Source organism: Janthinobacterium sp. 1_2014MBL_MicDiv (genome assembly GCF_001865675.1).
GTDB lineage: Bacteria > Pseudomonadota > Gammaproteobacteria > Burkholderiales > Burkholderiaceae_D > Janthinobacterium.
In genome coordinates this window covers 146649-168807 of sequence record NZ_CP011319.1, presented here as the reverse complement: position 1 = coordinate 168807, position 22159 = coordinate 146649, and the positions used below count along the sequence as shown (strand labels likewise).

Sequence of the window (22159 nt, the reverse complement as noted above, 5' to 3'; positions counted from 1 at the left end):
ATAAAGACTACAAGATCACATCAGGATGGCCGTCAGGCGGCGCATCAGCAGTTCGATGGCGGCCGGGCCGTCGGCCAGCATCGCCACCTGCGTGTTGATGGCGGCGCGGCGCGGCACGCGGAATTCGCACACCGTCATGCCGCGCGTCAGTTCGCCCGTCAATTCGATGGCCACGTGGGCCGGCTGGAACTGGAACAGCTGCGGCGCTTCCAGGTACAGCGCCACCACGGGGTCGTACATCGGCATGGGCACGGAACCGTCGCTACTGCGGATGCGCACATACGCTTCCAGGTAGCCGGCCAGGCGTTGCGCGCGCGGCGTGCCGATGGCGCGCAGTCGTTCCACTTCCGCATTCGTCACCAGCAGCTGGCGGCACAGGTTCAAGCCGAACATGCGCAGCGGGATACCGGCCTTGAACACCTGGTCGGCCGCTTCCGGATCGGCGTAGATATTGAATTCGGCCGCCGCCGTATGGTTGCCCTGGTCGGTCGAGCCGCCCATCAGGATGATTTCGACGATCTTTCCGGCGATGTCGGGCGCGCGGGCCAAGGCCGTGGCCAGGTTCGTCATCGGCGCAATCGCCATGATGGTGATCTGGCCCGGATGCGTGCGCACGGCGGCGATCAGCGCATCGACGGCGTGGCCGGCGGCGTCGCTGGCCGCGCCCGGCGGCAGGATCTCGCCCGTCGTCGGCATGCCGCTGTCGCCGAGGATGCGCTGCGCCGTCTCGATGACGCCGGCCAGCGGCTGTTCGCAGCCGCGGTAGATCGGCACGCTCAAACCGTCATGGGCCTTGATGCGCAAGGCGTTGTCGTAGGTGATATCGACGGGCGCATTGCCCGCCACCACGCTCACGCCCAGCCACTCGATGCCGGGATTGCTGCCCAGCAGCAACATCGTCAGCCAGTCGTCGAAACCGGGATCGGTGTCGAGCCAGATCTTTTTCAAGGCTTGGGTCATGATGGTTCCATTAGAAGTTACGCAGCCAGACACAGGGCACTGTCGGCCGGCAGCACGAACGAGACGGCCGTGCCTTCGCGCCACGTGGCGCCGCCGGCCGCGCAGATGCCCTTGACCTGGCCCAGCGGGGTTTGCAGCAGGTATTCGACGGTGTCGCCGAGGAAGCCGCGCGCCAGCACGGTGCCCGGATACTGGGCGCTTGCAGCGTCGGGCGCGCAGACGCGCACCTTGTCCGGACGCCAGCCCAGCACCGTCGTGCCCGATGCCACCGGCGCCGTGTACGGCAGGCTGGCGCCCGCGTGGTGCAGCGCGCCGTCGCGGTAGTCGAACAGGTTTTCAAAGCCCATGAAGTTGGCGACGAAGCGCGTCGACGGCGTGTTGAAGACGGCTTCCGGCGCGGCCAGCTGCTCGATGCGGCCGCTGTTCATGACGACGATGCGGTCGGACAGGGCCAGCGCTTCTTCCTGGTCATGCGTCACGTACAGCATGGTGATGCCCAGCTCGCGCTGGATGCGGCGCAGCTCGGCGCGCATCTGCACGCGCAGCTTGGCGTCCAGGTTCGACAGCGGCTCGTCGAGCAGCAGCAGGGCCGGCTCGACGACGATGGCGCGCGCCAGCGCCACGCGCTGCTGCTGGCCGCCGGACATCTGCGCCGGCAGGCGCGTCTCGAAACCCGTCAGGCCGACGGCGGCGATCACGGCTTCCACTTTCGTTTTCAGCAAAGCCGGCGCGACCTTGCGCAGGCGCAAGCCGAAGGCGATGTTGTCGTAGACATTCAGGTGCGGGAACAGCGCGTACGACTGGAAGACCATGCCGATATTGCGCTTGTTCGGCGCCAGCTTGCCGATCTCGCGGCCATCGAGCACGATGCGGCCCGACTGCAGCGGCATCAGGCCGGCGATCGCGCGCATGGTGGTGGTCTTGCCGCAGCCGCTGGGGCCCAGCAGGGAAATCAGCTCGCCCTGCTCGACGTGCAGGTCCAGGTCTTTCACGGACGTCGTGTTCTTGGCGTAGCCGAGGTTCAGCTTGTGCAGTTCCAGATAACTCATCGTGTGTTGCCTCTTACATGTATTTAGAAATGCCCAGCACCTTCTCGGTCACCATCACGAACGCCATGGTGAACAAGACCAGCAAGGTCGACAGGGCAGCGATCGACGGGTCGAAGCTGTTTTCCATATGCCCCAGCATCTCGATCGGCAAGGTGCTGATGCCCGGCCCCGTCAGGAACAGCGAGACGGGCACCTGGTTGAACGAGGTGACGAAGGCGAGGAAGAAGGCGGCGATCACGGCGTTGCGGATATTCGGCAGCACGATCATGAAGAAGGCGCGCAGGCGCGACGCGCCCAGGGTGATGGCGGCATCCTCGATATCGACGCGCAGGTTCACCAGGCTGGCGTACACGACGCGCACCGAATACGGAATCAGCAGCGCGATATGGCCGATCAGCAGGCCCACATACACGGGCGCATTGATGGTCAGCACCAGGTGGTGCAGCAAGCCCAGGCCCACCAGGATGGCGGGAATGATCAGCGGCGACGTCAGGATTTGCCGGATGGCGCCGATGCCGGGCGGCGGCATGCGCGAAAACGCATACGCGACGGGTATGCCCAGCAGCAGCGCGATGACGGTGGCGATCAGGCCGATCTCCAGGCTGGTCTGGAAGGCGCGGCGGAACTCGGGCGCAGCCCACACTTCGAGGATCCAGCGCAGCGAGTACGACTCGGGCGGGAAGGCCAGCGTTTCGCCGCCGGAAAAGCCGGCCAGCACGACGATGGCGAATGGCCCCAGCAGGAACAGGAACACCAGCCACAGGACGGCGCGCGAGAATAAGCTTTCTTTCATACGGAACTCCGGCTCGAGGAAATACGTTTAAGGCCGGCATTCACCAGCAGGGTCATGCAGACGAGGATGACGGCAATGACATTGGCCGCGCCGAAATCGCTCTCCACGCTGACCTTCTGGTACAGCAGGGTTTCCAGCATCAGCACCTTGGTGCCGCCCAGCAGGGCCGGCGTCACATAGGCCGTCACGCAGCCCGTAAACACCAGCGTGCCGCCAACCACCAGGCCTTCCTGCGTCAGCGGCAGGGTGACCTTGCAAAACACTTGCCATGGATTGGCGCCCAGGGTGGCGGCGGCCGGTTCCACGTCGCGCGGCAGGTTTTCCAGCGCGCCCGCCAGCGACATCAGCATCAGCGGCAGCAGCAGTTGCAGCAGGCCGACAAAGACGGCGAATTCGCTGAACAGCAGGCGCAGCGGCTCTTCCGTGAAGCCCATGTTGACGAGCGCCGCATTGACGGCGCCGTTACGGCCCAGCAGCACGATCCAGGCGTAGGTACGCGCGATCGGCGACACCATCAGCGGCAGGATCATCATGCCGACCACCAGGCCGCGCCACTTCGGCGACACGCGCGCCACGGCTTGCGCGGCCGGATAGCCGAGGATGACGGAGGCCAGGGTCACCAGCGCGGCGATGCGCAGGGTGCGCCAGAAGATGGTGCGGTTGAATTCCTGCGAAAAGAAGTCGATGAAGCGGTCCACGCCCCATTGCATGCCGTCGCCGACGCGGAAGGCATCGACCAGCAGGGCCAGCACGGGCAGCAGGAAGCAGACGACGATAAAGATCAGCGCAGGCAGGACCAGCAGCAGGCCCAGGCGCTTTTTTGGATCAGCAAACATGGTGTTCTCTCCTCGTCACCACTATTTGCTCATGGCCTTGTTCCACTGCGTCATCCAGTTGGTGCGCTGCTTGAGGATGGTTTCCGGCTTGACGAATTTCAGCGAATTGATCTGGTCGGCGCCATAGGTATTGAATTGCGCAGCCGCCACCGACAGGCGCACGTCCTTGTTGACGGGCGAGTCGACCAGGTTGGTCGCCAGCTGCGTCTGCACTTCCTTGGACAGCCAGAAATCCATCAGCTGGTAAGCCAGGTCCGCGTTCTTCGAACCGGCAACGATGCCCATCACGTTCATGCCGGCCGCCTGGCCTTCGGCCGGGATGCTCCACTTCAGGGGCAGGCCCGTCTTGAGCATCTGCGACCAGGTAAAGCGCGCCACGGGGGCGGCCCAGATTTCATCCTGGGCGAACAGGGCAGCCAGCTGCGCGCTGTTTTTCGAGAACGTGACGACGTTGCCCTTCATGCCGACGATCTTGGCAAAACCGGTGGCGTAATCGTCCGTCTTGCCGCCCCAGGCCGCATCGGCCATGCGCAGCATCAACGGGCCCTGCGTGGTGCTCACGTCGGGGAAGGCCACGCGGCCCTTCAGTTCGGGGCGCCACAGGTCCTTCCAGGACGTCAGCGGGGCAATCTTGTCGCTGCGGTACACCAGGCCCACCGAATACAGGGTGTAGCCGACGGCGAAATTGCCGCCGACAGGGTTTTTCGCCACGTCGTACAAGGCTTTGTAATTGCTCAGCCTGGAATAATCCATGGGCTGGATGACGCCCTTCTGCGCCGCTTCCAGCATGCCGGAGTCGGACAGCAGCACCAGGTCGATCACCGGATTCTTGCTGTGCACCACCAGCTTGGCGATGCGGTCCGCGTTATTTCCCGTTTCCACCTTGATATCGCAACCGCATTTGGCCTTGAACGGCTCGTACACATATTTCATGAACAAGGGTTGGGCAATCGGATAAGCCGAAATGACCAGCTCGCGTTTTTCCGCGTGGGCGGCGTTTGCCAGCAAGCCTAGGCTCAAAGCCAGCATGAGGTGCTTTTTCAAGATGCTTCCTTTCAGGGGGCGGCGCTGCGGGACAGCGCCTGTAAAGATGAATCAGTCGTCAGAAATAATGTCGCATGCCAACAATCAAGACGCTTTGCGTCTTGCCGGCCGAGGCGCCGAAACCGAACACGCGGGCGAACGTCGCATCGCCGGCCGCTTTCTGGTAGCTCCAGGTGATGGCGACATCGGTGCGCTTGGACAGGAAGTAATCGGCCTGGAAGTTGACCTGATGCCATTTCGGCGTCTTGTTGATCACATCATATTTACCAGTGGTAAAGAAATACGATGCGCCCAGGTTCAGCGCTTCCGTCAGCTTGTGGTTCATGTTCAGATCCACGTTTTGCAAGGTCAGATTGCTCTGGTCCAGGTAGTGGTAGCGCACGTTGGTGTACAGCGCGCCAAACTTGGTCTTGCCGACATTATAAAAGCCTCCCGTGCCGGCGATGGCCTGGCTGTTCACGCCGGCGCCGCTGACGGCGCTTTTGTTGAAGATCAACAAGGAGCTGCCATAGTCGTTGCCGATGGCGCCATTCGGCGCATCGGGGCTGTTCGGGTGGTCCATCTTGGTGTAGGCCACGGCCCAGCTGAAGGCATCGACTTTGTAGCCGGCGCCCATGCTGTAGACGCGGTTGCGGTTGGCATCTTCCGGATTCTCGCTGAAACCGTACAAGCCCGTGAACGACAGGTTGCTGAGGTTCGGGCTGACATACTTGACGGCGTTTTGCACGCGCAAGTTGTTGTAGCCGTTGTCGTTGTCGCCGATGTGCACGCCGTTACTGGCGATCACCACCGGGCCCAGCAAGTCCTTCACGGCTTCATACTGGCGCCCCAGGGTCAGGGTGCCCTTGTCGTTGCTCGACAGGCCCACGTAAGACTGGCGGCCGAACAGGCGACCGCTTTGCGCCGCCGTGCCCGTCATGACGTTAAAGCCGTTTTCCAGCACGAAGATGGCCTTGGTGCCGTCGCCCAGGTCTTCCTGGCCGCGAAAGCCGATGCGGGGATTCTGGTTGGTGCCGCTCAGCGCATGCGTGCGGCTGCCCTTGCCTTCATCCGACACATAGCCGATGCCGGCCGACAGCAAACCATACACTTGCACGCTGCTTTGCGCCTGCGCCGCCCCCTGCGCCGCCAGCAAGCCACCCACTACCATCGTTCCCGTCATCCATTTATTCATCGCCGCCGCCCTAAAAAAGAGTAAACCCTGAGTATTTTTTGGAATTATTTTGATTGATGCGTCCCTTGCATGGTGGCTGCCGCGAGTGTCGGCGCCGCATGGCAAGCGCTTCTCTGAAAATTGTTGCTTTCAAGACAAGTAAAGACCAGTCCAGAATATGGTAAATTGCGGGATAAGAAAATTTGTTTATTTTTATAAATCCATTACTTTTTCTAATAAGCAACGCGCATGCATGAACTGAGCAAGAAAATTTCCTTACGACATTTACAAGCGTTTGCCACCTTAGCCCGGGTAAACAGCTTCAGCAAGGCTGCACAGGAATTGTGCGTGACCCAGCCGGCCCTCAGCGCGTCGATCAAGCTGCTGGAAAATCAGCTGGGAAAAAAGTTGTTTAACCGCACAACCCACCAGCTGGAACTGACGCGCGAAGGCAGGCTGGCGCTCGACTACGCCACGCATTTATTGAATACGGCGAGCAATACCTTCGCCGATATCCAGCGCGCCATCGGCAGCGGGCGGCACCGTATCCGCATCGGCGCGATCCCATCGGCGATGGCGATGACGGCGGCCGTGGTGGCGCGCTACAGCGAGCAGCATGGCGATGAGGTGGAAATCGTCCTGTCGGACATGCCCAACGATGGCTTGCTGCATGCGCTGCACTCGGGCCAGCTGGACTTTTGCGTGGGCATCGAAGTGCCCGGCTCCGTCTCGCTCGAGAGCGTGGGCCTGTTCGAAGACGAACTGGTGCTGGTGACGGCGCGGCGCCATGCGCTGGCGCCGCTGAAGGAAGTGCGCTGGGAACAGCTGGCGGGCCAGGAAATCGTCGTGTTTACCAAGGGCAGCATCTGGGAATTCGCCTCGAGCGCGCTGCGCCAGCATGGCTTGAGCCCGTCGAGCCTGTACCAGATGATACACAGCGAATCGCTGTATGGCGTGGTGCGCGCCGGCATCGCCGTGGGCATCATGCCCAGCCTGTACACGACTTTCCTCAACGACGAGGAGCTGCATGTGGCGCCGCTGCGCCAGCCCACCTGCAAGCGCAAGATCGCCCTGATGCGGCGCAATGAAATCAGCCGCAACCACCACGTCGACGACTGCTTTTCAGCGTTGCGACAAGACTTGCAACAGGTCGACCAGTGGTTTTAAGTTAAGCCACGGGCTTAAACAGGCGCTTTCAATAGATTGGCCAGGGCAACATACTGTTCCAGGCCCACGGTTTCCGGACGCAGGGTCGGGTCGATGCCGGCCGCCTTGATCTGCTCTTCCGTAAACATGCCGGCCAGGCAGTTGCGGATCACCTTGCGGCGCTGCGAGAAGGCCTTCATGACGACCGCTTCCAGGGTTTCCTGGTCGCATGGCAGGCGTTCGGCCACGGGAATCATGCGCACGATGGCCGATTCCACCTTCGGCGGCGGGTCGAAGGCCGTCGGCGGCACGATGAACAGCAGCGACATGTCATAGCGCCATTGCAGCATCACGGACAGGCGGCCATACGCCTTGCTGCCCGGTTCGGCAACCATGCGCTCGACCACTTCCTTTTGCAGCATGAAATGCTGGTCCAGCACCAGCGGCGCGAAATCCGCCAGGTGGAACAGCAGCGGGCTGGAGATGTTGTATGGCAAGTTGCCCACGATGCGCAGTTTCTGGCCGGCCGGCACGGGGATTTGCGCAAAGTCAAACTTCAGCGCATCGCCAGAATGGATCGTCAGCTTGGCCGGATTGAACGTCTTTTCCAGCCGCACGATCAGGTCGCGGTCCAGTTCCACCACGTGCATCTGCTTCAAGTGGCGCAGCAACTGCTCCGTCATGGCACCCAGGCCGGGGCCGATCTCGACCATGGCATCGTCCGGCTGCGGCGCGATGGCGGCCGTGATGTCGTCGAGGACGAAGCGGTCATGCAGGAAGTTCTGGCCAAAGCGTTTGCGGGCAACGTGTTTCATATTCTGTTCTTCTATAAATGCGGGTAAGGCGCGGTGATGCGGATGAAATGTTCAGGCCGCGCGGCTGGCGCGCAGCATGTCGAGCGCCGTTTGCAGCGCGTGCTGCATGCTGTGGCAATCGGCCAGTCCCAGCCCTTGCGCGGCCAGGTCCAGCGCCGTGCCATGGTCGACCGAGGTGCGGATCAGCGGCAAGCCCAGCGTGACATTGATGCCGCGCCCGAAGGTCGCGTATTTCAGCACGGGCAAGCCCTGGTCGTGGTACATGGCCAGCACGCAGTCGGCGTCGGCCAGGTATTTGTGCTGGAACAGGGTGTCGGCCGGATACGGCCCGCGCGCATCGATGCCGCGCGCCTGCGCCGCGGCGATCGCTGGCGCGATGACGTCGATTTCTTCGCGTCCCAGGTAGCCGCCCTCGCCCGCATGCGGGTTCAGGCCGGTAACGAGGATGCGCGGCGCGGCGATGCCGAATTTCTGTTGCAGGTCTGCCTGCATGATATCGAGGGTGACGGCCAGGCTGTCCAGCGTGATGGCGGCCGACACGTCTTTCAGGGGCAGGTGCGTGGTGGCCAGGGCCACGCGCAGGGTCGGTTCGCCATGTCCCGGCTCACCGGCCAGCATCATGACCACGTGCGGCGTGCCGGTTTTTTCCGCCAGGTATTCCGTATGGCCGGAAAACGCCACGCCAGCATCGTTGATCGTGCTCTTTTGCAAGGGCGCCGTGACCATGGCGCCAAACCAGCCGGCCGCGATACCTTCCACGGCCGCATCGAGGGTATCGAGCACGGCGCGCCCGTTATCCTTGTCGAGCACGCCTGGGATGACATTGTTGACGGTGGGAATGTCGATCACGGCCAGGCGGCCGGGACCGAACTGCGGCAGGCCGCTGTTGCGCACGGCTTGCAGCGACAGGGCCGCCAGGCGGATGTCGGGATCGATCAGGCTGGCCGTCAGCGCCAGGAAGGCGGCGTCGCCCAGCAGGATGCAGTTGACTTCATGGCGCATGGCCCAGGCCGCGCGGATGGAAATTTCCGGGCCGACACCAGCCGGTTCGCCACAGGTAATGGCGATGGCTGGACGACGCGTGGCTGGCTGGGTACTCATGCGCAAACAGTCACGATCACTGGTCGTCCGAGCGGAATTCGACATAGGCGCGGTCGCGCACTTCACGCGCCCAGCTTTCCGTCGCTTCTTCCAGTTTGCGTTCGCGCAAGGCATTGCGTGCGGCGCTGCGCTGCTTCTCTTTCGAGACGTCGTCGCTCTTGCGTTCCAGCACTTCGATCAGGTGGAAACCAAAACTCGACTCGATCGGCTCGCTCACTTCACCCGGCTTCAGCGCATTCATCGCCGTTTCAAATTCCGGCACGGTGTCGCCCGGATACAGCCAGCCCAGGTCGCCGCCCTTGGCAGCCGATCCATCATTCGAGAACAAACGGGCCAGGTCTTCGAACTTGGCCGCCTTGTTGTCGAGGCGTTCCTTCAATTCGGCCAGCTTGCGCTTGGCTTCCGCGGCCGACATGGTCGGCGTCACTTTCAGCAGGATGTGGCGGGCATGCGTCTGCTGCACGGCGGCCACGGCTTGCGCCTCGGCCGCGCTGCGACGGTCCACCAGCTTCAGGATATGGAAGCCCGTGTTGCTCTTGATGATAGGCGTGATCTGGCCCGGTTTCAATTTCAGCAATTGCTCCGTGAACAGGGGCGGCAGGCGGTCGCTATTGCGCCAGCCGATATCGCCGCCGCTCAGTGCATCGCTGGCATCGGAATAGCTGGCGGCCATCTTGGCGAAATCGGCGCCCGTGCGCAGCTGGCGGCTGACTTCTTCGGCGCGCGCGCGGCGTGCGGCGATCTGTTCCGGGCTGGAGTTTTCCGGGATGCGCACGAGAATCTGCGCCAGGTTCATTTCAACCTGTTCGCTGGCCGCCGCTTTTTCCGCGTCCAGGAAATTGTCCACTTCCGAATCCGAGATCTGGATCTTGGCGTCGACTTCATGTTCGCGCAGGCGCTGCATGATGATTTCATCGCGGATTTCTTCGCGGAAGGTCGCAAACGGCGTGCCTTCCTTTTCCATCTGGTTGCGCAACTCTTGCACCGTCATCTTTTGCTGTTCCGCAATACGACCAATCGCGCGGTCCAGGGTCAGGTCATCCACGCGGACACCCATTTCCTTGGCCAGCTGCATTTGTGCGCGTTCGACAATCATGCGCTCGAGCAATTGACGACGCAGGTCGGCCGGATCGGGCAGCGGGATATTCTGCGCCTTCATGCGCTGCTCCACGCTCTTGATGCGGGTCGCCACTTCATTGCGCGTAATCACATCGTCATTGACGACGACGGCGATGGAATCGATGGTCTGGCCGCTGCTCGAGGCGGGCGGCGTGAAACCCTTGACCGCTGCGGCGGCAGGCACGGCGGCGGCAGGAGCGGGAGCGGCCTGTTGCGCCCAGACACTACTGGTCGCGGCGCCGGAAATGGCGCACAACAAAACCGTTGCAATTTTGAGTTGGTGCATACTGGCATTACGCATAATGTGTAGAGCGCTCATGAGTTCAGGTGAATAAAAAAACCGGTTTGTGCCAGCGCCGGGGACACCGGCGGCGGCAACGGTGACCATCTTAACGGAGTGGCTGGCTCAGTGCCTGGTAGCCAGGGATCGTTTTGGTAAATGTCTCGAGGCCATTCGCCCCCAGACCCAGGCCGTTTGACAGGCCCGTCAATTCCAGCTGGAAGAAGATCGGCGTCGAGGCATTCTTGGCCGACGTTACGAAACGCTGCGCGCCCATGCGGAACACCCAGCAGTCGCCCTTGTATTCCAGGCCGACGAGGCTTTCCAGCATGCGGCGGTCCAGCAAGGAATAACTGATGCGGCCCACGCCATACAGACGGTCCGTCAGCGGCCATTGCGTCGATATTTCCGCATTGCGCAGGCTATTGCGCTGGAAACGGTTACTGAAGTTCAATACCTTCTTCGGACCAGGCTGATATTGCAGGGAGTACGTGGAGCTTATCAGTTGACGGTCGCTGGGATTGTACTGCACCAGGCTATCGACGGTCCAAGTCTCCGATACGCGGCCCGTCGCCGCCAGCAGGATGTCCGAACGCGACTGGTTGACCGGCGTGGACGAATTGAGCTGCACGCGCTGGTCGGCAAAATAGAAGCGCTGGCCGAAGGTAAGGCGCATGAGCTCGGCGCCATCGGGCCGCAGGAAGCGCGAGACGACGGCCGCCGTGACCTGGTTGGCATCGCTGATGCGATCGCTGCCGACGAAGCGGTTTTCCGTAAAGATCTGCGTCAGGCTGAACGTGCCGTCAGCCGTATCAAAATTCGGAAACTGCGACTGGTCGCGGTACGGCGTGTAGACGTAGAACAGGCGCGGCTCCAGCGTTTGCGTGCCGCCCTTGGCGCCAAACAGGTTCGTGTCGCGCTCGAACACCAGACCGCCGTCGACCGAAAACGTCGGCACGGCGCGCGTAAACGAGGTATTCGGGAACTGCGCCTTGGTCCGGCTATCGTTATCAAGCTGATATGCACTGGCATTGAGCATCAGCTTGGGCGTGATGAAGTAGCCGGGGCGCACGATGGGGAGACTCACCTGCGGCACCGCCACCAGGCGCGAACCCTGCACCAGGGTCGGGTGCACGAAGCGCGTCGCTTCCGCGTCGAAGGTCCAGTCGAGACCGCCCCATACGTCGTATTTGCCAGCGTGAAAGTTAACCGACGGCAAACGGTCATACGGACGCGTGACGAACAGGCTGGGATCGGTCACCGCATCGGGATCTTGCAGCACCTGGTAATTCTGCACGCGCGCCGTCAGGCTCCAGTCCTCGGTACGATACTCGGTACGCAATTCGCGCAGCAACTGGCGCTCGGTGGCCGTGGCCACCGTCTTCGAGAAATCGCTCGGATAGTTATTGTCGGACGCATCGCGCAGGTCCCAGCCGTAGACCCAGCCCAGGCCCAGCGCCTGCTCGTGCTTGGACTTGATCATGTAGCGGTTGGTCTTGGTTTGCTTGTCGTTCGGCAAAAATTCGAACGACGTCTCGCCCTGATACAGGAGGCCGCCATCGGTCTCGCCCAGATAACGCCCCACGGCGCCCAGCTGGATGCCGCGCCGCTGTATGTATTTCGGGAACAGGGTCAGGTCGCGGTTCGGCGCGATATTCACGTAGTACGGTACCGTCAGCTCAAAGCCATTCTTCGAGGCAAAACCCGGCGTCGGCGCCAGCCAGCCTGAACGGCGCGCACCGGACAGCGAAAACGAGATGCCGGGCGTGCCGAGTATGGGCACGTCCTTGAAATAGATGATGGTCTTGCTGCCCGTGCCCACGTCGCGCCCCGTGTCCAGGTTCAGGGTGCTCGATTTCAGGTACCAGTCCGGATTCGGGCCTTCGCAGGTACTGTAGGTACCGTCGATGACATTGGCTTCGTCGGGATTGATGAAGTCGACACGCTCGGCCTTGCCCTGCCCCCCGCCCACTTCAAAGCGGTAGGTGGGATTGAGCAGGAAGCCCTTGCCCGTCTCCATGTTCAGTTTCAGCACGTCGCCCGTGTAGTAATCGCCGAAACGCCACATCTTGATATGGCCCTCGGCGTCGAACTCATCGTCAACTTGTTTGTAACAAGCTGTATCGGACGTCATTTTTGTGGTTTTTCCACGCTCAATGACGACATTTTTGTCCAGATTGAGCTCCCGTTCCGGCCGGCCACGCATACTTTCCGCCGTCATGACGGTGGGCGCATCCGGATCTTCCACGTGAACCGGACGTGGTGCTTTCTGGGCGTGAACGGGCACCGTCGTGGCGGCGACGAGCGCGCTGATGGCGAAAGCCCAGCGCTGCGAAGGGGGGGAGGCCGAAAACCAGCTCATGAATTGGAAGGGGCAAGCACCATTGACAGGCGATTTTTTGATTTGAATCCCTTATTATATGGGAATCTGCACCATCAACCCGATTCCACAGGCCGCTTAATGTCATTCTCCCCCAATTCCCCTGCCGCGCCGGCCTCCGCCGACGCTCGCCTGACCCTGTTGAAAGCCTGGTTGGCCCCGTTGAACCTCGTTTCGCCCGATTCCGCGCGCCCCGCGTCCAGCGATGCCAGCTTCCGCCGCTACTACCGCCTCGATGTCTTGCCCGGCAATGCAACATTGCCAGGAAGCACACTGATCGCCATGGATGCTCCCCCCGAGCGCGAAAACGTGCCCGCCTTTATCAAGGTGGCCGGTTTGCTGAAGGCGGCCGGGGTGTCCGTGCCGGACATCATCGCGCAAGACCTGGAGCAAGGCTTCCTGCTGCTCTCCGACCTGGGCACGACCACCTACCTGGACGCCCTGAACCACGACAATGCCAGCGTGCTGTACGCCGAAGCGCTCGAATCGCTGATGAAAATCCAGCTGGCCAGCCAACCCGACGTGCTGCCCGAGTTCGACCGCGCCTTCATCCTGCGCGAAATGAATCTGTTCCCGGAATGGTTCATCGGCAAGCATCTGGGCGCCACCTTGACGGATGTACAACAAACCCAGCTGGACAAGGTGTTCGAAGCCATCACGGCGAATATCTTGTCGCAGCAACAAGTTTTCATGCACCGCGACTACCATTCGCGCAATTTGATGCACATCAATGATGGCTCGATGCCCAATCCGGGCATCCTCGACTTCCAGGACGCCGTGTTTGGTCCCGTCACCTACGACATCGCCTCGCTGCTGCGCGACGCCTACCTGCAGTGGGATGAAGAACTGGTGCTCGACTGGGTGATCCGCTACTGGCAGCGCGCCAAGCAACTGGGCTTGCCAGTGAATCCCGACATCGACGCCTTCTACCGCGATTTCGAATTCACGGCCCTGCAGCGCCACCTGAAAATCCTTGGCCTGTTCGCGCGCCTGAATTACCGCGATGGCAAGGACCTGTACATGGGCGACCTGCCGACCGTACTCGACTATGTGCGCAAGACAGCCAACCGCTATACGGAACTCAAGCCGCTGGTGCGTTTGCTCGACGCGCTGGAAAATAAGACGCCGCAAGTCGGCTACACCTTCTGACGACACGCGCCAAAACCTGATGCGCGTCGCGCTTTGCGACCGGCGATGCTCACCGTACCAGGGTACGGTTGCGCTTCCTGGCCACAAGGGGGCGCCGGGCCTCACTGCCGCTCGCTACGGTTTTGTCAGGTGTCACGACTGCAGAATTACGCTATTGTGCGGCTCACGCCGCGCAACATTTACCGAACAAAACAGAAAACGAGTCCCACCATGAAAGCCATGATCTTCGCCGCAGGCCGCGGTGAACGGATGCGTCCGCTCACCGACACCTGCCCCAAACCGCTGCTGAAAGTGCGCGGCCGTCCGCTGATCGTCTGGCATGTGCTGAATCTGGTGCGCGCCGGCATCACGGACATCGTCATCAACCATGCGCACCTGGGCCATCTGATCGAGGCAACCCTGGGCGATGGCAGCGCGTACGGCGCGCGCATCGCGTATTCGCCGGAGAGCACGCCGCTGGAAACGGCGGGCGGCATCGCCCAGGCGCGCCACCTGCTGGGCGAGGAACCGTTCCTGGCCATCTCCGGCGACATTTATTGTCCGTACTTTGATTTCAAGCAAGTGCTCGACGTGCTGGCCGACAAGGATGTGCTGGGCACGCCGTATCCGCCCGACCAGCGCGACATCGCCTGGACCTACCTGGTGCCCAATCCCGACTTCCACCCGCACGGCGACTTCGGCCTGACCTTGTTCTCGATCAACAATACGGACGACACCAAATGGACCTTCGCCAACATCGGCGTGTACCGTCCTGAAATGTTCGACGGCATTACGCCAGGCAGCCACGCCAAACTGGGCGACCTGCTGCGCCAGTATGCGGACCAGGGCCGCGTGGGCGGCGAAATCTATCCGGGCGAGTGGACGAATGTGGGCACGCCGGCGCAGCTCGACGTGCTCAACGGCGTCGCCGGCACAGGCCCGAAGGCGCCTGCGGCATGATGGCCAATTACGCGGCACGGCGCGCGGCGCTGCTGGCGCAGATGCTGCCAGGCAGCGTGGCCTTCCTCGCCACGGCGCCCGAAGTGGCGCGCAACAGCGATTGCGACTATCCGTATCGCCACGACAGCTATTTCTACTACCTGAGCGGCTTTGCGGAGCCCGACAGCGCCATGGCCCTGGTGGCCGCCAGCGCCACGGCGCCCGCGCGCGCCATCCTGTTTTGCCGCGCCAAGAATACCGAGCGCGAAATCTGGGATGGCTTCCGTCACGGCCCCGAGGCGGCGCGCGCCACCTTCGGCTTCGACGGCGCCTTCCCCATCGAGGAACGCGACGTGGAAATGGCGCGCCTGCTGGCCGATGCGCCGGCCCTGTATTACGCGCTGGGCGGCAGCCTCGATGCCCAGGTCAAGGTCTGGCTGCACAGCGTGCGGCAAAAGGCCCGCAGCGGCATCACCGCCCCCGCCATGGCCATTGAGATCAACGGCATGCTCGACGCCATGCGCCTGCTGAAGGACAGCGAGGAACAGACGCTGATGCGCCGCGCGGCCGCCATTTCCAGCGCCGCCCACGTGCGCGCCATGCGCGCCACGCGGCCCGGCATGCCGGAATATGCGCTCGAAGCGGAGCTGCTGTACGAATTTCGCCGCAGCGGCGCGCAGTTTCCCGCCTACTCGTCCATCGTGGCCGGCGGCGCCAACGCCTGCATCCTGCACTACAACGCCAACGACGCGCAGCTGCAGGACGGCGATCTGGTGCTGATCGACGCCGGCTGCGAACTCGATGGCTACGCCTCCGACATCACCCGTACCTGGCCCGTCAACGGCCGCTTCAGCGGCCCGCAGCGGGCGCTGTATGAACTGGTGCTGGCGGCCCAGCAGGCGTCGCTGGACATGGTGCGCCCCGGCTTGCCGCACAGCGCCATCCACGAGACGGCCGTGCAGGTGCTGGCGCAAGGCATGCTGGATTTGAAATTGCTGGACCGGCAAAAAAACGGCAGCGTGCAGGACGTCATCGCCGACAAGAGCTATACCCCGTTCTACATGCACGGCACCAGCCACTGGCTGGGCATGGACGTGCACGACGTGGGCGCCTACCGCGACACGGGCGCGCCCGGCAAGCCATGGCGCGCGCTGGAGCCTGGCATGGTGCTGACGGTGGAACCGGGCATCTACGTGCGCCCCGGCGCCGGTGTGCCCGAGCAGTTCTGGCACACCGGCATCCGCATCGAGGACGATGTGCTGGTCACGCCGCAAGGCCATGAAGTGTTCAGCACGGCGCCCAGAAGCGTGGCTGAAATCGAACAACTGATGTCACAGGATTAACGCAGCAGCATGCATACACCGCCCCTCTTCGATCTCGCCATCTGCGGCGCCGGCCCCGTCGGCATGGCGCTGGCCGCCCTGCTGGTGCAACGGGGCGCACGCGCCGCCGGCATCGCCCTGCTCGACGCCAAGTCCATCGAGCAGGCCAGGCGCGATCCGCGCACCATCGCCCTGTCGCACGGCAGCCGCCAGATCCTCGAGGAAGCGGGCGCCTGGCCCGTCGCAGCGACGACGATCCACGAAATTCACGTCTCGCGCCGCGGCCATTTCGGGCGCAGCCTGATGGACCGCGCTGAACATGGCGTCGATGCCCTCGGCTATGTGGCGCGCTACGGCGCCGTGGTCAGCGCGCTGGCCGACGTGTGCGAGCGCCTCGGCGTGGCCAGCCTGCGCCCGGCGCTGGTGACGGCCAGCGCCGAAGACGCCGATGGCGTCACCGTGCAGATCGAACAGGACGGCGCCGCCGCCAGCCTGCGCGCCAGCCTGCTGGTGCAGGCCGAGGGCGGCCTGTTCGGCCAGCAGCAGGAACGCGCCGTCAGCCGCGACTATGGCCAAAGCGCCATCATTGCCCACGTGCGCACCAGTGCTCCCATCGCCCACCGCGCGTATGAACGCTTCACCGACGAAGGTCCGCTGGCCCTGCTGCCGCAGGACGACGGCTACGCGCTGGTCTGGTGCGTGCCGCCCACGCGCGCCGAACAATTGCTGGCCCTCGACGATGCGGCCTTTCTGGCGCGCCTGGGCGCGGCCTTCGGCAGCCGCCTGGGACGGTTCCTCCACACGACGCCGCGCCTGGCCTATCCGCTGGGCCTGAACGCGCAGGCGGGCGGCACGGCGCGCACGGTCGCCATCGGCAATGCGGCGCAAACCCTGCACCCGGTGGCGGGGCAAGGCCTCAACCTGGGCTTGCGCGACGCCGCCGTGCTGGCCCGCGTGCTGGCGCAGGACGGCAGCCCGGCAAGCCTGGAACGCTATGCCAGCCTGCGCCAGGCCGACCGCGGCCTGACGGTGCGCGTCACCGACACCATGGCGCGCATCTTCACGGGCACGGCGCCCACGCAAGGCGTGCTGGGCCTGTCGCTGGGCTTGCTCGACGTCTTCAGCCCGGCGCGCAAGAGCCTGGCTGAACTGATGATGTACGGCCGGCGCTAAGCCTTAGCAATAAAGAAAGAGCGCGGGCGAAAAAGAAACAGGCGGGCTATCCGGCATGGAATAAACGGCCCGCGGATGCGACAATGGGTATCACCTGGATTTTGGCGACAGTCCCATGACAGACGCATTGCCCGCAGCACCGCCTGCCGCACTTCCCGAAGTACTCTTTTCCCGCCTGCTGGAAGACGCCCTCGACGCCGTCATCATCATCGACGAACAGTGCCGCATCCGCTACATCAACGGCGCCATGCAGGCGCTGTCCGGTTATGCCAGTGGAGAACTGCTGGGCCAGACCCTGAACGGCCTGCTGCCCGACGCCGTCGCCACCCAGCACGACAACCACGTCATCAACTACATCCGCAGCTCGCGCCCGTCCAGCGTGCTGGGAAAGATCCGCGAATTCGCCATCCGCCACCGCGATGCGCAAATGATCCCCATCGAGATGAAGGCGCTCGACCTGGGCGTCGTCGATGGCATGCGCTATTTCGGCGCCTTCCTGCTCGACGTGCGCGAGCGGCGCGAACTGGCGGCCAAGAATGCCAGCCTGCTGGCGCAGCTGGAGCAGCAGGCGCTGCACGATGCGCTGACGTCGCTGCCGAACCGGCGCGCCTATGAAGCCCAGGCCGAGCAAGCGATGGCGCGCACGGCGCGCAGCGGCGCCGCGCTGACGGTGGGCGTGGCCGACCTCGATCATTTCAAGAAAATCAACGACCGCTATGGCCATGCCGTGGGCGACGCCGTGCTGCGCACGGTGGCGCAGGTGCTGCGCGACACGGGCCGCGTCACCGACGTGGCGGCGCGCATGGGCGGCGAGGAATTCGGCCTGCTGTTTCCCGACGCGACCTTGACGCAAGCTTGCCAGGTGGCCGAACGCATCCGCGCGGCCGTGGCGGCCGCCGTCACCGTGCTGCCCGACGGCGGCGCGCTGCACGTCACCATCAGCATCGGCCTGGCGCCGTTGACGCAGGGCGCCAGCATGGACGCGGCCATGTCGGAAGCGGACAAGGCGCTGTACGCGGCCAAGCACCAGGGCCGCAACAAGGTGGTGGCGGCAGAATGAAAACGGCCCGCGCAAGGCGGGCCGTTTTCAATGGCGCAAGGCATTGCCTTACTCGACTGCCTTCAGCATGTCCTCGATGACCTTCTTGGCGTCGCCAAACACCATCATCGTGTTCGGCTGGTAGAACAGTTCATTGTCCAGGCCCGCATAGCCGGAAGCCATCGAGCGCTTGTTGACGATGATGCTCTTGGCTTTGTACGCTTCCAGGATAGGCATGCCGGCGATCGGCGATGCCGGGTCCTTCGCCGCCGGGTTCACCACGTCGTTGGCGCCCAGCACCAGCACCACGTCGGTCTGGCCGAATTCGCCGTTGATGTCCTCCATCTCGAAGACCTGGTCGTACGGTACCTCGGCTTCGGCCAGCAGCACGTTCATGTGGCCCGGCATGCGCCCCGCCACCGGGTGGATCGCATACTTGACGGTGACGCCCTTGTGCGTGAGCTTTTCCACCAGTTCCTTCAGCGAGTGCTGCGCGCGCGCCACGGCCAGGCCGTAGCCGGGCACGATGATGACGGTTTCCGCATTGCTCATGATGAAGGCGGCATCGTCGGCCGAACCCGATTTCACGGGACGCTGTTCCTGCGCGCCGGCCACGCCGGCGGCCGGCGCGGCGCCGCCGAAGCCGCCGAGGATGACGTTGAAGAACGAGCGGTTCATGGCCTTGCACATGATGTACGACAGGATCGCGCCGGAAGACCCCACGAGCGAGCCGGCGATGATCAGCATCGAGTTATTCAGCGAAAAACCGATGCCGGCCGCGGCCCAGCCCGAGTAGCTGTTCAGCATCGAGACCACCACCGGCATGTCGGCGCCGCCGATGGGAATGATGATCAGCACGCCCAGGGCAAAGGCGATCAGGGCCATGATGACGAACGGCGTCCACGCCGGTTCCACGCCGTCGGCGAAGCAGAAGGCCAGGCCCAGGCCGACCATCACCAGCGCCAGCACCAGGTTGAGCATGTGCTGGCCCTTGAAGCTGACGGGCGCGCCCTGGAACAGGCGGAACTTGTATTTGCCCGACAGCTTGCCGAAGGCGATCACCGAACCGGAAAACGTGATGGCGCCGACAAAGGTGCCGATGAACAGCTCGAAGCGGTTACCGATGGGCAGCGCCTCGCCATGCTTGGCAATATTGAAGGCCCATGGCTCCGACACGGCCGCCACGGCGATGCAGACGGCCGCCAGGCCGATCAGCGAGTGCATGGCCGCCACCAGTTCCGGCATCTTCGTCATTTCCACGGTTTTCGCCAGGTAGGCGCCGATGACGCCGCCCGTGACGATGCCGATGATGACCAGGGTCAGGCCCATGCCGCCCGTTTGCTGTTCCTTCAGTTTCAGGATCAGCGCCACGGTGGTGACGGCGGCAATGGCCATGCCGCTCATGCCGAAGGCGTTGCCGCGGCGTGCCGTCGATGGCGACGACAGGCCCTTCAGGGCCTGGATGAAGCACACCGAGGCGATCAGGTACATCATCGTCACCAGGTTCATGGTGACGAAGCTCATGGCGTGACTCATTCTTTCGCTCCTTGCTTGGCCTTCGGTTCTTTTTTACGGAACATCTCGAGCATGCGCTGCGTGACGAGGAAGCCGCCAAACACGTTGACGGCGGCCAGCGCCACGGCCAGGGTGCCGGCGGCCTGCGCCAGCGGTCCATCCGTCAGGCCGGCGGCCAGCATGGCACCGACGATGATGATGGCGGAAATGGCGTTGGTGACGGCCATCAGCGGCGTGTGCAGCGCCGGCGTGACGGTCCAGACCACGTGGTAGCCGACATAAATGGCCAGCACGAAGATGATCAGGTTGGTGATGGTGTGACTGATTTCCATGATGTTGTTCTCTCCGGCGCCGTATTATTTACGTAAGATGTCGCTGCCCGCGCAAACCAGGCTGGCCTTGATGATTTCATCCTCGCGGTCGATCAGCAGCTGGTCGTCCTTGTCGATGATGAGCTTGAGGAAGTCCAGCACGTTGCGCGCATACAGGGCCGACGCGTCGGCCGCCACCAGGGTCGCCAGGTTCGGCTCGCCCACGATGTAGACGCCGTGCTTGAGCACCGTCTTGCCCAGCTCCGACAGCGGGCAGTTGCCGCCCTGCTCGACGGCCAGGTCGACGATGACGGAACCCGGCTTCATGGCCTTCACCGTCTCCTCGGAAATCAGCACGGGCGCGGCGCGGCCGGGAATCAGGGCCGTGGTGATGATGATGTCGGCCTGTTTTGCCCGTTCATGCACCAGCTCGGCCTGGCGCCGCATCCAGTCGGCCGGCATGGCGCGCGCGTAACCGCCCGACCCCTTGGCGATTTCCCGCTCTTCATCGGTGAGAAAAGGCACGTCGAGGAATTTGGCACCCAGCGACTCGACCTGCTCCTTGACGGGCGGGCGCACGTCGGACGCCTCGATGACGGCGCCCAGGCGCTTGGCCGTGGCGATCGCCTGCAAGCCCGCCACGCCCACGCCCATGATCAGCACGCGGGCCGCCTTCACGGTGCCGGCCGCCGTCATCAGCATCGGCATGAAGCGCTGATAGGTATTCGCCGCCACCAGCACCGCCTTGTAGCCGGCGATATTCGCCTGCGAGGACAGCACGTCCATCGACTGCGCGCGCGTGATGCGCGGCACGGCTTCCAGGGCGAAGGCGGACAGCCCGGCCGCGGCCATGGCGGCGATATTGTCGGCGTCAAAGGGATTCAACATGCCGATCAGCACGGTGCCGCTGGCCATCAGGGCCCGTTCATCGGCATCGGGGGCGCGCACCTTGAGCACGATGGCGCAGCCATACGCTTCCTGGGCGCTGCCGATCTGGGCGCCGGCGGCGGCATACGCGTCGTCGGGAATCGAGGCGTGCAAGCCCGCTCCCGCCTGCACGACGACCTGATGCTTGGCTGCCAGCTTCTTGACTGTCTCGGGCGTCGCTGCCACCCGGGTCTCACCGGGCCGTGATTCGGCCGGTATGCCTATCCTCATGAATGCCTCCGCAAATTAATAAACTGACTAGAATCTAACACGGAAACCTTCGCGTTAAACGTTTGTGAACCAGCAACTTTTAGGCGCTGGACACTAATTGCCCCGTAATCGCATCCACCGTTCCGCCATGCGGTACGGCACCCGTATTGTGGGAAAGGTGTGTCAATCTCACCACAGTCCAATCGGCGTGCGCGCTTGTTTTGACCACAGGGAAAGCCTATATTGACGGGCGCTTCCTGCCACCTTGCCGCCAAAGCCCCCATGCTAGTGCGCTCGCGGGGAAAGACGTAAGTACCTCCCACCGCTATTTGCTAAAACGTTGTCATTTATCAATATGTCCTCGCAACAAAAGGCCGGCTTCAAACCGCGCGCGCAGAACAAGATAAAATGTCGGCTCTTTCAAGGATGGAATCATGCCGAGAATCTGGAAACCCTCTGTCACCGTTGCCGCCATCGTCGAGCGCGACGGCCTGTTTTTACTGATTGAAGAAGAGACCAGCGAAGGCATCAAGCTGAATCAACCGGCCGGCCACCTCGACCCGTTCGAGTCGCTGGAGCAGGCCGTGATCCGCGAAACGCTGGAAGAAGCTGCCTATGATTTCATCCCCACGGCGCTGGTCGGCATGTACATGTCGCGCTACCAGTCGCAGCGCACGGGCGAGGACGTGACTTATTTGCGCTTCACCTTTTGCGGCACGGCCGGCGCCGAGCATGACCGCCCGCTCGATGAAGGCATCCTGCGCACGCTGTGGATGACGCGCGACGAACTGGCGGCCTGCCAGGAGCGCCACCGCAGCCCGCTGGTGCTGCAATGCGTCGATGAATACCTGGCCGGCCGGCGCGCCCCGCTGGCCCTGCTGCACACGCATGCGTCCGTTTTCAATAGCGCATAGCAATA

General features: G+C 63.2%; 20 protein-coding genes. 7 read left to right on the top strand and 13 right to left on the bottom strand.

What is annotated here, in order from left to right:
* Positions 1–15 precede the first annotated feature (15 nt).
* From YQ44_RS00730 to YQ44_RS00705, 6 genes are read right to left on the bottom strand one after another with little or no spacing between them, the layout of a single operon-like run.
* Positions 16–960 (bottom strand): nucleoside hydrolase, encoded by a 945-nt coding sequence (locus tag YQ44_RS00730; protein WP_232251020.1) that lies wholly within the window; start codon positions 958–960, stop codon positions 16–18.
* A gap of 17 nt (positions 961–977) precedes the next feature.
* The gene (locus tag YQ44_RS00725; protein ID WP_071321740.1) at positions 978–2009 is read right to left on the bottom strand and encodes an ABC transporter ATP-binding protein; all 1032 of its coding nucleotides are present in this window, start codon (positions 2007–2009) and stop codon (positions 978–980) included.
* 13 nt (positions 2010–2022) lie between these two features.
* Positions 2023–2802: an ABC transporter permease gene (locus tag YQ44_RS00720; protein WP_070290842.1), complete on the bottom strand. Its 780-nt coding sequence runs from the start codon at positions 2800–2802 to the stop codon at positions 2023–2025.
* The gene (locus YQ44_RS00715; protein WP_071321739.1) at positions 2799–3638 is read right to left on the bottom strand and encodes an ABC transporter permease; all 840 of its coding nucleotides are present in this window, start codon (positions 3636–3638) and stop codon (positions 2799–2801) included. The genes YQ44_RS00720 and YQ44_RS00715 overlap by 4 nt, the downstream gene beginning before the upstream one ends.
* A gap of 21 nt (positions 3639–3659) precedes the next feature.
* Positions 3660–4682: an ABC transporter substrate-binding protein gene (locus YQ44_RS00710; RefSeq protein ID WP_232251019.1), complete on the bottom strand. Its 1023-nt coding sequence runs from the start codon at positions 4680–4682 to the stop codon at positions 3660–3662.
* A gap of 58 nt (positions 4683–4740) precedes the next feature.
* Positions 4741–5856 carry a porin gene (locus tag YQ44_RS00705; RefSeq protein ID WP_232251018.1) on the bottom strand — a complete coding sequence of 372 codons (1116 nt, stop codon included), beginning with the start codon at positions 5854–5856 and terminating at the stop codon, positions 4741–4743.
* Between the two features lie 228 nt (positions 5857–6084).
* On the opposite strand from YQ44_RS00705, the gene YQ44_RS00700 reads away from it, so the two are divergent.
* Entirely contained in the window at positions 6085–7002 is a 918-nt protein-coding gene (locus YQ44_RS00700; RefSeq protein WP_071321736.1) for a LysR family transcriptional regulator, read from the top strand.
* 14 nt (positions 7003–7016) lie between these two features.
* Here the strand turns inward: YQ44_RS00700 and rsmA are convergent, their stop codons facing one another.
* The 4 genes from rsmA to YQ44_RS00680 all read right to left on the bottom strand — a co-directional run bounded on the left by rsmA (position 7017) and on the right by YQ44_RS00680 (position 12658).
* Positions 7017–7796, bottom strand: a complete 780-nt coding sequence (rsmA, locus tag YQ44_RS00695; RefSeq protein ID WP_071321735.1) for a 16S rRNA (adenine(1518)-N(6)/adenine(1519)-N(6))-dimethyltransferase RsmA — start codon at positions 7794–7796, stop codon at positions 7017–7019.
* A 51-nt stretch (positions 7797–7847) separates the two neighbouring features.
* Positions 7848–8897, bottom strand: a complete 1050-nt coding sequence (pdxA, locus tag YQ44_RS00690) for a 4-hydroxythreonine-4-phosphate dehydrogenase PdxA (RefSeq protein ID WP_071321734.1) — start codon at positions 8895–8897, stop codon at positions 7848–7850.
* A gap of 16 nt (positions 8898–8913) precedes the next feature.
* Complete coding sequence (locus YQ44_RS00685; protein ID WP_071321733.1) at positions 8914–10317, bottom strand: peptidylprolyl isomerase; 1404 nt, start codon at positions 10315–10317, stop codon at positions 8914–8916.
* Positions 10318–10405: 88 nt separating this feature from the next.
* On the bottom strand, positions 10406–12658 hold the full coding sequence (locus tag YQ44_RS00680) for an LPS-assembly protein LptD (protein ID WP_071321732.1): 2253 nt from the start codon (positions 12656–12658) through the stop codon (positions 10406–10408).
* Positions 12659–12757: 99 nt separating this feature from the next.
* Between YQ44_RS00680 and YQ44_RS00675 the strand changes: the two genes are divergently transcribed.
* The 5 genes from YQ44_RS00675 (at position 12758) to YQ44_RS00655 (ending at position 18298) form a co-directional block, all read left to right on the top strand.
* Positions 12758–13825: an aminoglycoside phosphotransferase family protein gene (locus tag YQ44_RS00675; RefSeq protein WP_071321731.1), complete on the top strand. Its 1068-nt coding sequence runs from the start codon at positions 12758–12760 to the stop codon at positions 13823–13825.
* 210 nt (positions 13826–14035) lie between these two features.
* A complete protein-coding gene (gene murU / locus YQ44_RS00670) occupies positions 14036–14764 on the top strand; it encodes an N-acetylmuramate alpha-1-phosphate uridylyltransferase MurU (RefSeq protein ID WP_071321730.1) in 729 nt (242 codons plus the stop codon).
* A complete protein-coding gene (locus tag YQ44_RS00665; protein WP_071326166.1) occupies positions 14764–16086 on the top strand; it encodes an aminopeptidase P N-terminal domain-containing protein in 1323 nt (440 codons plus the stop codon). The genes murU and YQ44_RS00665 overlap by 1 nt, the downstream gene beginning before the upstream one ends.
* Positions 16087–16095: 9 nt before the next feature.
* Positions 16096–17238 carry a UbiH/UbiF/VisC/COQ6 family ubiquinone biosynthesis hydroxylase gene (locus YQ44_RS00660; RefSeq protein ID WP_071321729.1) on the top strand — a complete coding sequence of 381 codons (1143 nt, stop codon included), beginning with the start codon at positions 16096–16098 and terminating at the stop codon, positions 17236–17238.
* A gap of 115 nt (positions 17239–17353) precedes the next feature.
* Positions 17354–18298: a GGDEF domain-containing protein gene (locus YQ44_RS00655; protein ID WP_071321728.1), complete on the top strand. Its 945-nt coding sequence runs from the start codon at positions 17354–17356 to the stop codon at positions 18296–18298.
* 48 nt (positions 18299–18346) lie between these two features.
* Here the strand turns inward: YQ44_RS00655 and YQ44_RS00650 are convergent, their stop codons facing one another.
* Genes YQ44_RS00650 through YQ44_RS00640 form a run of 3 tightly spaced genes read right to left on the bottom strand, consistent with a single transcriptional unit; the run spans position 18347 to position 21261 of the window.
* Positions 18347–19801 (bottom strand): NAD(P)(+) transhydrogenase (Re/Si-specific) subunit beta, encoded by a 1455-nt coding sequence (locus tag YQ44_RS00650; protein ID WP_071321727.1) that lies wholly within the window; start codon positions 19799–19801, stop codon positions 18347–18349.
* 8 nt (positions 19802–19809) lie between these two features.
* Positions 19810–20124 (bottom strand): NAD(P) transhydrogenase subunit alpha, encoded by a 315-nt coding sequence (locus YQ44_RS00645; protein WP_071321726.1) that lies wholly within the window; start codon positions 20122–20124, stop codon positions 19810–19812.
* 24 nt (positions 20125–20148) lie between these two features.
* Positions 20149–21261 (bottom strand): Re/Si-specific NAD(P)(+) transhydrogenase subunit alpha, encoded by a 1113-nt coding sequence (locus YQ44_RS00640; protein WP_071321725.1) that lies wholly within the window; start codon positions 21259–21261, stop codon positions 20149–20151.
* Positions 21262–21674: 413 nt separating this feature from the next.
* Here YQ44_RS00640 and YQ44_RS00635 point away from each other — a divergent pair, with 413 nt between their 5' ends.
* Positions 21675–22154: an NUDIX hydrolase gene (locus tag YQ44_RS00635; RefSeq protein ID WP_071321724.1), complete on the top strand. Its 480-nt coding sequence runs from the start codon at positions 21675–21677 to the stop codon at positions 22152–22154.
* Positions 22155–22159 lie beyond the last annotated feature (5 nt).

Excerpts from the sequence above, each read along its gene's own strand:
- YQ44_RS00730 (WP_232251020.1), bottom strand. The coding sequence starts at position 960 with ATGACCCAAGCCTTGAAAAAGATCTGGCTCGACACCGATCCCGGTTTC.
- YQ44_RS00725 (WP_071321740.1), bottom strand. The coding sequence starts at position 2,009 with ATGAGTTATCTGGAACTGCACAAGCTGAACCTCGGCTACGCCAAGAAC.
- YQ44_RS00720 (WP_070290842.1), bottom strand. The coding sequence starts at position 2,802 with ATGAAAGAAAGCTTATTCTCGCGCGCCGTCCTGTGGCTGGTGTTCCTG.
- YQ44_RS00715 (WP_071321739.1), bottom strand. The coding sequence starts at position 3,638 with ATGTTTGCTGATCCAAAAAAGCGCCTGGGCCTGCTGCTGGTCCTGCCT.
- YQ44_RS00705 (WP_232251018.1), bottom strand. The coding sequence starts at position 5,856 with ATGAATAAATGGATGACGGGAACGATGGTAGTGGGTGGCTTGCTGGCG.
- YQ44_RS00700 (WP_071321736.1), top strand. The coding sequence starts at position 6,085 with ATGCATGAACTGAGCAAGAAAATTTCCTTACGACATTTACAAGCGTTT.
- rsmA (WP_071321735.1), bottom strand. The coding sequence starts at position 7,796 with ATGAAACACGTTGCCCGCAAACGCTTTGGCCAGAACTTCCTGCATGAC.
- pdxA (WP_071321734.1), bottom strand. The coding sequence starts at position 8,897 with ATGAGTACCCAGCCAGCCACGCGTCGTCCAGCCATCGCCATTACCTGT.
- YQ44_RS00685 (WP_071321733.1), bottom strand. The coding sequence starts at position 10,317 with ATGCGTAATGCCAGTATGCACCAACTCAAAATTGCAACGGTTTTGTTG.
- YQ44_RS00680 (WP_071321732.1), bottom strand. The coding sequence starts at position 12,658 with ATGAGCTGGTTTTCGGCCTCCCCCCCTTCGCAGCGCTGGGCTTTCGCC.
- YQ44_RS00675 (WP_071321731.1), top strand. The coding sequence starts at position 12,758 with ATGTCATTCTCCCCCAATTCCCCTGCCGCGCCGGCCTCCGCCGACGCT.
- murU (WP_071321730.1), top strand. The coding sequence starts at position 14,036 with ATGAAAGCCATGATCTTCGCCGCAGGCCGCGGTGAACGGATGCGTCCG.
- YQ44_RS00665 (WP_071326166.1), top strand. The coding sequence starts at position 14,764 with ATGGCCAATTACGCGGCACGGCGCGCGGCGCTGCTGGCGCAGATGCTG.
- YQ44_RS00660 (WP_071321729.1), top strand. The coding sequence starts at position 16,096 with ATGCATACACCGCCCCTCTTCGATCTCGCCATCTGCGGCGCCGGCCCC.
- YQ44_RS00655 (WP_071321728.1), top strand. The coding sequence starts at position 17,354 with ATGACAGACGCATTGCCCGCAGCACCGCCTGCCGCACTTCCCGAAGTA.
- YQ44_RS00650 (WP_071321727.1), bottom strand. The coding sequence starts at position 19,801 with ATGAGCTTCGTCACCATGAACCTGGTGACGATGATGTACCTGATCGCC.
- YQ44_RS00645 (WP_071321726.1), bottom strand. The coding sequence starts at position 20,124 with ATGGAAATCAGTCACACCATCACCAACCTGATCATCTTCGTGCTGGCC.
- YQ44_RS00640 (WP_071321725.1), bottom strand. The coding sequence starts at position 21,261 with ATGAGGATAGGCATACCGGCCGAATCACGGCCCGGTGAGACCCGGGTG.
- YQ44_RS00635 (WP_071321724.1), top strand. The coding sequence starts at position 21,675 with ATGCCGAGAATCTGGAAACCCTCTGTCACCGTTGCCGCCATCGTCGAG.